The organism is Pseudomonas sp. K8, assembly GCF_014889455.1.
GTDB lineage: Bacteria > Pseudomonadota > Gammaproteobacteria > Pseudomonadales > Pseudomonadaceae > Aquipseudomonas > Aquipseudomonas veronii.
In genome coordinates this window covers 78,856-85,546 of sequence record NZ_VJWO01000027.1, presented here as the reverse complement: position 1 = coordinate 85,546, position 6,691 = coordinate 78,856, and the positions used below count along the sequence as shown (strand labels likewise).

The 6,691-nt window shown below is 56.9% G+C and carries 8 protein-coding genes and 1 pseudogene; 6 read left to right on the top strand and 3 right to left on the bottom strand.

Features of this window, described 5'->3' with window-relative positions; all coding sequences use genetic code 11:
* The 4 genes and pseudogenes from INT12_RS31335 to INT12_RS18560 form a co-directional block, all read left to right on the top strand.
* A partial coding sequence (locus INT12_RS31335) for a hypothetical protein (RefSeq protein WP_226926241.1) occupies nt 1-240 on the top strand: 240 nt, incomplete at its 5' end.
* Entirely contained in the window at nt 241-702 is a 462-nt protein-coding gene (locus INT12_RS18570; protein WP_193058966.1) for a hypothetical protein, read from the top strand.
* A gap of 37 nt (nt 703-739) precedes the next feature.
* A pseudogene (locus INT12_RS32030) lies at nt 740-845 on the top strand (RHS repeat-associated core domain-containing protein); the annotation flags it as partial.
* An 839-nt stretch (nt 846-1,684) separates the two neighbouring features.
* Entirely contained in the window at nt 1,685-2,110 is a 426-nt protein-coding gene (locus INT12_RS18560; RefSeq protein ID WP_126589023.1) for a DcrB-related protein, read from the top strand.
* A 144-nt stretch (nt 2,111-2,254) separates the two neighbouring features.
* Here INT12_RS18560 and INT12_RS18555 read toward each other — a convergent pair whose 3' ends face one another.
* Both INT12_RS18555 and INT12_RS18550 read right to left on the bottom strand, forming a co-directional pair.
* Complete coding sequence (locus tag INT12_RS18555; protein ID WP_193040453.1) at nt 2,255-3,838, bottom strand: rhodanese-related sulfurtransferase; 1,584 nt, start codon at nt 3,836-3,838, stop codon at nt 2,255-2,257.
* Nucleotides 3,835-4,446 carry a cysteine dioxygenase gene (locus INT12_RS18550; RefSeq protein WP_046383845.1) on the bottom strand — a complete coding sequence of 204 codons (612 nt, stop codon included), beginning with the start codon at nt 4,444-4,446 and terminating at the stop codon, nt 3,835-3,837. Before INT12_RS18550 ends, INT12_RS18555 begins: the two co-directional genes overlap by 4 nt.
* A gap of 213 nt (nt 4,447-4,659) precedes the next feature.
* Here INT12_RS18550 and INT12_RS18545 point away from each other — a divergent pair, with 213 nt between their 5' ends.
* Both INT12_RS18545 and INT12_RS18540 read left to right on the top strand, forming a co-directional pair.
* Nucleotides 4,660-5,565: a LysR family transcriptional regulator gene (locus tag INT12_RS18545; RefSeq protein WP_046383844.1), complete on the top strand. Its 906-nt coding sequence runs from the start codon at nt 4,660-4,662 to the stop codon at nt 5,563-5,565.
* Between the two features lie 122 nt (nt 5,566-5,687).
* Nucleotides 5,688-6,308 (top strand): hypothetical protein, encoded by a 621-nt coding sequence (locus tag INT12_RS18540; RefSeq protein ID WP_046383843.1) that lies wholly within the window; start codon nt 5,688-5,690, stop codon nt 6,306-6,308.
* Here the strand turns inward: INT12_RS18540 and INT12_RS18535 are convergent.
* Nucleotides 6,295-6,648 (bottom strand): phosphomannomutase, encoded by a 354-nt coding sequence (locus INT12_RS18535; protein ID WP_226926240.1) that lies wholly within the window; start codon nt 6,646-6,648, stop codon nt 6,295-6,297. The genes INT12_RS18540 and INT12_RS18535 overlap by 14 nt on opposite strands.
* Between the last annotated feature and the right edge of the window lie 43 nt (nt 6,649-6,691).

Genomic DNA, 6,691 nt, shown 5'->3' with positions numbered 1-6,691 from the left:
CACGTTCAATTTTCTCGAACTACAAAATCCGGGTCCATATATAAGCTGGATTATCACCCGGGTGGAAATAAAAGCCAAAAAAATATTCACGGTAACGACTACTGGAAGATTTATAAAGTAAATAAATCGGGGGAAGATGTGGTTTTTGGCCGAATCGGTCACGGGGGATTTAAAAATTACGATTTAATCAAAGATTCTCCAGTCTATGTCGATGGCGCACTAATGAACGGGAGTTTATAAATGATTGACTTCAATGCTGAAATAAAATCCGGGGAGTCTCTCGCAAACATTGTACTCGATAGCAATGTTTCTATTTACCTTAAAGAGCTGCATAAGCATCATGAGGTCGTAGTTAAAAACTATACTTTGCCTGATAATGAAATCAGGACGGCTTATTGGGTGGATTATACAATAACTATTACCACCAAGGCTGACGGTGCTATATGTTCGCTGGGTTGCAATAAAAACTATAAGGGTACGTACCGGAAAACATTCAGGACTGGCATGTTTTTTTATGAAATAGCTGAGCTATCAAAAAGACAACGCATTTTCAATGGCTCCCTCATCCTAGAGGAAGACTTCGGTATTTCATACGTAATACCTTCACCTTTCGATGAAATTGCCGACAGTATTCAAGATATCCCCGCAAATCTAAGATTAGATGAGATCTATATTTCTGATTTTTCCTCATGGGTAAAATAGTGTGTACGATCGGCCAGGTAAATTATTGACTTCTAGGGGGCGGTTTACGACGCCGGATCCGATTGGCTTGGCGGGGGGGGCTAAATCTATACCAATTCGCGCCTAACCCGATTGAATGGGTAGACCCTCTCGGGTTAACTTGCATTAAAGCCCTTAATGGAGGGAAAAACATTTCTAAAAAGTGGGAGAGCAAGCTTTTCGGCAAAACGCCTCAGCAAGTTGAAATGTCGTTATTGAAAAAAGGCTATACCAAAAGCATCACAAATTTTAACACCAGCAAGACTCAGCAGACGCAGTTTACTAGGATCACAAAATCCGGAAACAAAGATGTCCCGGACTACCATCCGGGTATTGTAAGGTGTACCGAAATGGGGAAGTCCAAGGACGCGTAGCCCCAACAGATTTTGTAAAATACGAAAAAATTGTCGATAGCCCAATTTTTGTAGGCGGGGCATTAGTGAATGCTCCGAAATAGAGGTGGTTATGAATTTGACTAACGCAATAGTGCCAAAAGTTTCGATCGGTGGAATTCTCATTGGAGAAAGCATTACACAAGTACAAACACGTCTGTCAGATAAGTACAAAACCCATAACAGCCCCAATTCGTTCACCATCGACAACGGGTTTGTTGCTGCGTATCAGGTGTATGATTTTTAGACTCAATATCCATCAGTACACACCTAATCCATTCATGTGGATTGACCCCTGGGGTCTTGAAACCTGCTATCAGAAGAGAACGAAAAGTGAAATCAAGAAGATGCGTGCCAACCTTGGAAAAAAGGCGGAGCTAAGGAAAAGTATCTGAAGAAAGTGGCAAAAGATCCAAAATTGCTTAAAAAACATGGCCGGGCAGGGGTAGATAGAATGACAAAAGGCCAAGTCCCTGATGGCTTTGACGTGCATCATAAAAATCCGAATTGATATTACTACCAACTCGATATCGCCCAAGCCAATCTACTACTGACAGGCAGAGCAACCCACCATGACCTATCGACTCAACGAACTGCAATTCACGCTGCCCACTGATGATGTCCAAGACTCATCCATCAACATTCTGAAATTCGCCGACCTGAGCACTTCATTGATCATCACCCGTGCCGTGCTCGCTGATGGAGAAACCCTGCGCAGTAACTTTACAGAGCAACTGAAAAAGCTTGAGCAGCAGGTTCAGGAACTACGCTACCAACCACTGCAAAATGTTCGCGTCGGTGCCAGGCAAGATGTTGACGCCCTCGAGGTCCACAACCAGTTCGGCAGAGGTGGCGAGCGCATTTATCAGTATCAGTTAGGGCTGATCGTACCTGGCACTCGCCAACTGCTTGCCCTGAGTTACATCAAGGCCCAGCCCATGGGCGATCTCGAAAACGCGCAGTGGACGGGCCTGAAAAACACACTGGTGCTTAACTAACAACCTACAAGCCGTTCTTCCATGTCGACGCACATTTGGCGGCTCGCCCGGACATCAACGTCGACGGCGCGTCATCAGCGATTTCGAATGCGGCCGCGTCTGCCTATGCACACGCAGCCAGCGTAGCCCGCGCTGATGGCAGACTCAGATCACATAAAACCCATGTGTCCCATCCCGAGCCAATTGCTCCACCAGCCCGAACTCCCAATCCAGATAGGCCTGCATGGCTTCCTTGGGATTGTCGGTGCCTTCATACGGCCGGCGGTAGCGGTCGATGCGCGGCAAGGCCAGGCGGGTTTCACCTGCTTCCAGCGGCAGTTGGGCGGCGATCCAGCCGGCGGTGCCGTCTTGCAACAGGAACACGTGTTTGCCGGTGAGGGCTTCGACTTCGGCCACGGCCAGGCGCGCCAGTTGGCTGCTGCCGCAGGTCAGGACGTAGCGCTCGGCGTTCGGCACTTTGGCCAGGGCTTGCGGCAGTTGCGCGCGCAGGGTCCACCAGGCGCCGGGGATGTGGCGCTTGACGTAGTTGGCGCTGGCGGTGAAGTCCAGCACAACGGTGTCGCCATGGGCCTGCCACTCGGCCAGGGTCTGCGGGCTGATCAGTTCGGCCTGGGGCGCGGCGGGCACCGGGGCGATCCAGGCGCCGGTTTCACTGAAGTGTGCCGGTTGCAGGTCATCCAGCACATGCACTTCCCAGCCCAGTTGGGCCAGCCAGGACGCAGACATATTCGCCCGCACGCCGTCGTCATCGGCCAGCACCAATCGCGCACCGCGCACGCTGGCGACATGGTCGGTTTCCTGGACCAGTTGGCCGCCCGGGGTGGAACGGGCGCCGGGCAGGTGGCCGGTGTCGAATTCTTCCGGGGTGCGTACATCGAACAGGTAGGTGGTGCGCGTCGTGTCCTGTTGCCAGCGTTGTAGGTCGGCCAGGCTTGCGCGGCCGACGCGGGCGCGGTCGGCCACTCGGCGTGCATCCTGGGCGGCGAGTTGGCGGTGGGCTTCGTCGGTCGGCGCAAAGCGGCGCGACTGGCCGTGGGCGAGTGTCTGCCCGGCCAGGGTCCAGCCGATGGTGCCATTGCGCAGGGCCGACACGAGGTTGGCTACGCCGGCATTGATCAGCGACTGGGTGCCGATAATGCTACGGGTGCGCCCGGCGCAGTTGACGATGATGCGGGTGGCCGGGTCCGGCGCCAGCTCACGGGCGCGCAACACCAGCTCGGCGCCGGGCACGCTGATGCCGGTGGGGATGCTCATGGTCTGGTATTCGTCGAAGCGGCGGGCGTCGAGCACCACCACATCGGCCTGGCTGTCGAGCAGGGCCTGCACCTCTTCGGCGGCCAGGGACGGCGTGTGGCGTTCACTCTCCACCAACTCGCCGAAGGCCTTGCTCGGCACGTTGACGTCGATAAACAGCTCGCCACCGGCGTTGCGCCAACCGTCCAGGCCGCCCTCCAACAGGCTGACCGCGGTGTAGCCCAGCGCAACCAGGCGCTCGGCGGCGCGGCTGGCAAGCCCTTCGCCGTTGTCGTAGACCGTCACCTGGGTATCGCGCCGCGGGATGCGCGAGTACACCTCCAGTTCCAGCTTGGACAGCGGGATGTTCGCGGCGAACAGCGGGTGGGATTCGGCAAACGGCGCTTCTTCGCGCACGTCCACCAGGGCGACTTCTTCGCGGTCCAACAGGGCCTGGCGAATCTGGGCAAAGCTGCGGTGCGATACGGTGCTCATAGGGCAGGGCTCTTTTCTTTGGACAAGTCCCAGATGTTCGGGAGAAAGGCGTTGGAATAACCGGAGATAAACAGCTTCTCGCTGCCGTCAGGCTGGTACACCGCGCGGCGCACGGCACCGATATTGGCGCCGTACACATGAATGCTGATCGACACCTGATCGGGGTGAGCATTGCTTACCTGATGGATATCGCCGACCTTGGGCGACACGGCCTCGACCTGGCCCGGCACCAGTTGGATCGGCTGGCCCGCGGCGACCAGGCGCCCGTCGGTGGCGCGCGCGAAGCCTTGGGAGAATTCCGAACCGCGCAGCATGCCGATCAGGCCCCAGACCCGATGGTCATGAATCGGCGTGCTTTGCCCCGGCCCCCATACGAAACTGACGATGCTGAAGCGCTGGCGCGAATCGGCATGCAGCAAAAATTGCTGGTAGCGCTCGGGGTCGGGTTGGGCGTATTCGTCGGGGAGCCAGTCGTCATGGCTGACCAGTTGCGCGAGCAGCTTGCCGCCACGGTGCAACAGGTCGCCTTCGCGTGGATTAGCGTCAATCAATTCCGCCAGGGCGCCTATGAAGGCCCTGAGTCTTTCGGGGTGCTTGGCCTGGGTCATGACACTTCCATCGGCTACTGTTGATCGGTTTATCTAAGCATAATGTTTGTAGTTAATATGCTATTTTTTAATGATTAGCTTATAGCTGAAGGTGATTTAGAACCGCTCTGCATCGTGTTAGACGTTATCGAACACAGCCCGGGCTATCCAGAAAACGTGCCTGCAACTATGCTTCGCACACATCTTAATGACTGTTTTCTATGTGCGGCCCAAATGAAAATTGACGATATCGATGCTTTTGTCGAAGTGATTCGGTGCCAGTCCATCAGCCATGCCGCCGAGTCTTTGCAGCTGACCCAGCCGGCCATCACCCGCCGTGTGCAGAACTTCGAGCAGGCGTTGGGCGTGGAGCTGTTCGACCGCAACACCAAGCCCCTCAAGCCTACGCTGATCGGCACGCGCGTCTATGAGCAGTGCCGGCTGATCCTGCGTGAGATGGATGCCCTGCGCGAACTGGTGGCCACCGATGCGCCGCCCACCGGGCTGTTGCGCCTCGGTGTGCCGCAAACCATCGGCGACGTGGTGCTGCTCGATGCGCTCAAGCACCTGCGCACCGAATACCCTGACCTGCGCGCCCAGGTCGCCACCGGCTGGGGCAGCCAATTGGTCGGCAAGATCGAACGCGGCGAGCTGGATGCGGCGGCGGCGTTGTTCCCGGCGGGCAAGATTTTCCCGGACAACGTGGTGGGTGAATCCATCGGCAAGATGGAGTTGGTGGTGGTCTGCGCCAAGGCACAGTTGCCGAAGAAACCGTGCAAGCTGGCCGATGTGTACCAGAACGGCTGGATCCTCAACCCGGACGGCTGCGGCTTCCGTGCCGGCTTGCAACGCACCTTGTCCGATCAGGGCCTGGCGTTGCGGGTGAACCTGGAAACCTTCGGCACCGAGCTGCAACTGGGCCTGGTGGCGGACGGCCTGGGACTGGGCCTGGTGCCGCGCCCGTTGCTGGAGCGTAGCGCCCACCGCGAGCAACTGGCAGTGATGCCGCTCAAGGACTTCAAGCCGGTGATGAACCTGTGGCTGATCTACCCGCACTTCCTCGGTAACCTGCAAGGGCCGGTGGATGCGTTCGGCAAGTGGGTGGCGGACGCCTTGCACAAGATCCGCAACGCCGCTTGACCCCTGTGGGCGCGTAGGGGTGCGGGCGGCAAGGGCTTTAACCTGACCGTAGATAACGTTGTGTTTTCCCTGGGCCTGAGGTCTGATGGGCGCGGAAAATTGCTGGGTCAGGTGGGGCACTCATGCGCGAAGAACTCGCACACTATGGCGGTATTACCGTCATGATTCCGGCCGCGCTGGTCATCGCTGTGTGGCTACGCTATTCGTCGCCGCGGGCGCTCAAGGGATGGCTCATCACCGTCGCTTGCACTTATTCAATCGTGGCGTTCAGCAAGTTGCTGTTCAAGGGCTGGGGCGTTTCGTTTCAACACCTTGATATTGCCGTGCTCAGTGGCCACGCCATGAACACATGCCTGGTGGTCACCGTGGCAATGAGTTTGGTGGCGCGCCAGTTCAACCCGGCCTTGCGCTGGCCCGCGGCGCTCGCCGGATTGATCGCCACCGGTTGGTTCAGTGCTTATTGTGTCGCGCCGTACATCCACCCTCTGAACGAGGCGCTGGCGGGCGGGTTATTGGGCGCGGTGGCCGCGCTGACGTTCTTGTGGCGAATAGATGTCGCGCAGGTCAATGTGTCGCCATCGCTGATCGGCGCTGGGGCAGTGGTCGTGTTATTGAGTGCGCTGGTGCCCAAGTACAACGCCGAGAACCTGCTTAACCATGTCGCCGTCAGCGTCTCCGGGGCGTCACGCGCCCATCAGGAGCCCGCGTGGCGCGTCGGCTCCGGGCCGATCAAGGCGCAATGAGTGGAGGCGTGTCTTGAACGGGCATACCGGTTGATGGGCGTCCCTCGGTGTTGAAGATGTTCGCCAGCAGCTCGTCGGTCTTGGTTTGCATGAAATGGCGGTCGCCACGGCTCTCTACGCACAGGCAGACGGACAGGGCATTACTGACTTGCAACTTGAAGCGCCAGTCGGCGAAGACCATGGACAGCCCGGAACCGGATTCGTCGAAGTCTAAAGAGTTGCTGGCATATAACATGTGCATTCGCTCAACCACCGTTGTCGAGTTGTCGACATTGACATGAATGTTTCCCGAAGACGGGAACAGGCCAATACGCTCTACCAGTAACTTTGAACTTTTCATGGCCGTGCCTCGTTGCTGTGCTCGGTGGGCACTTTATTATGAA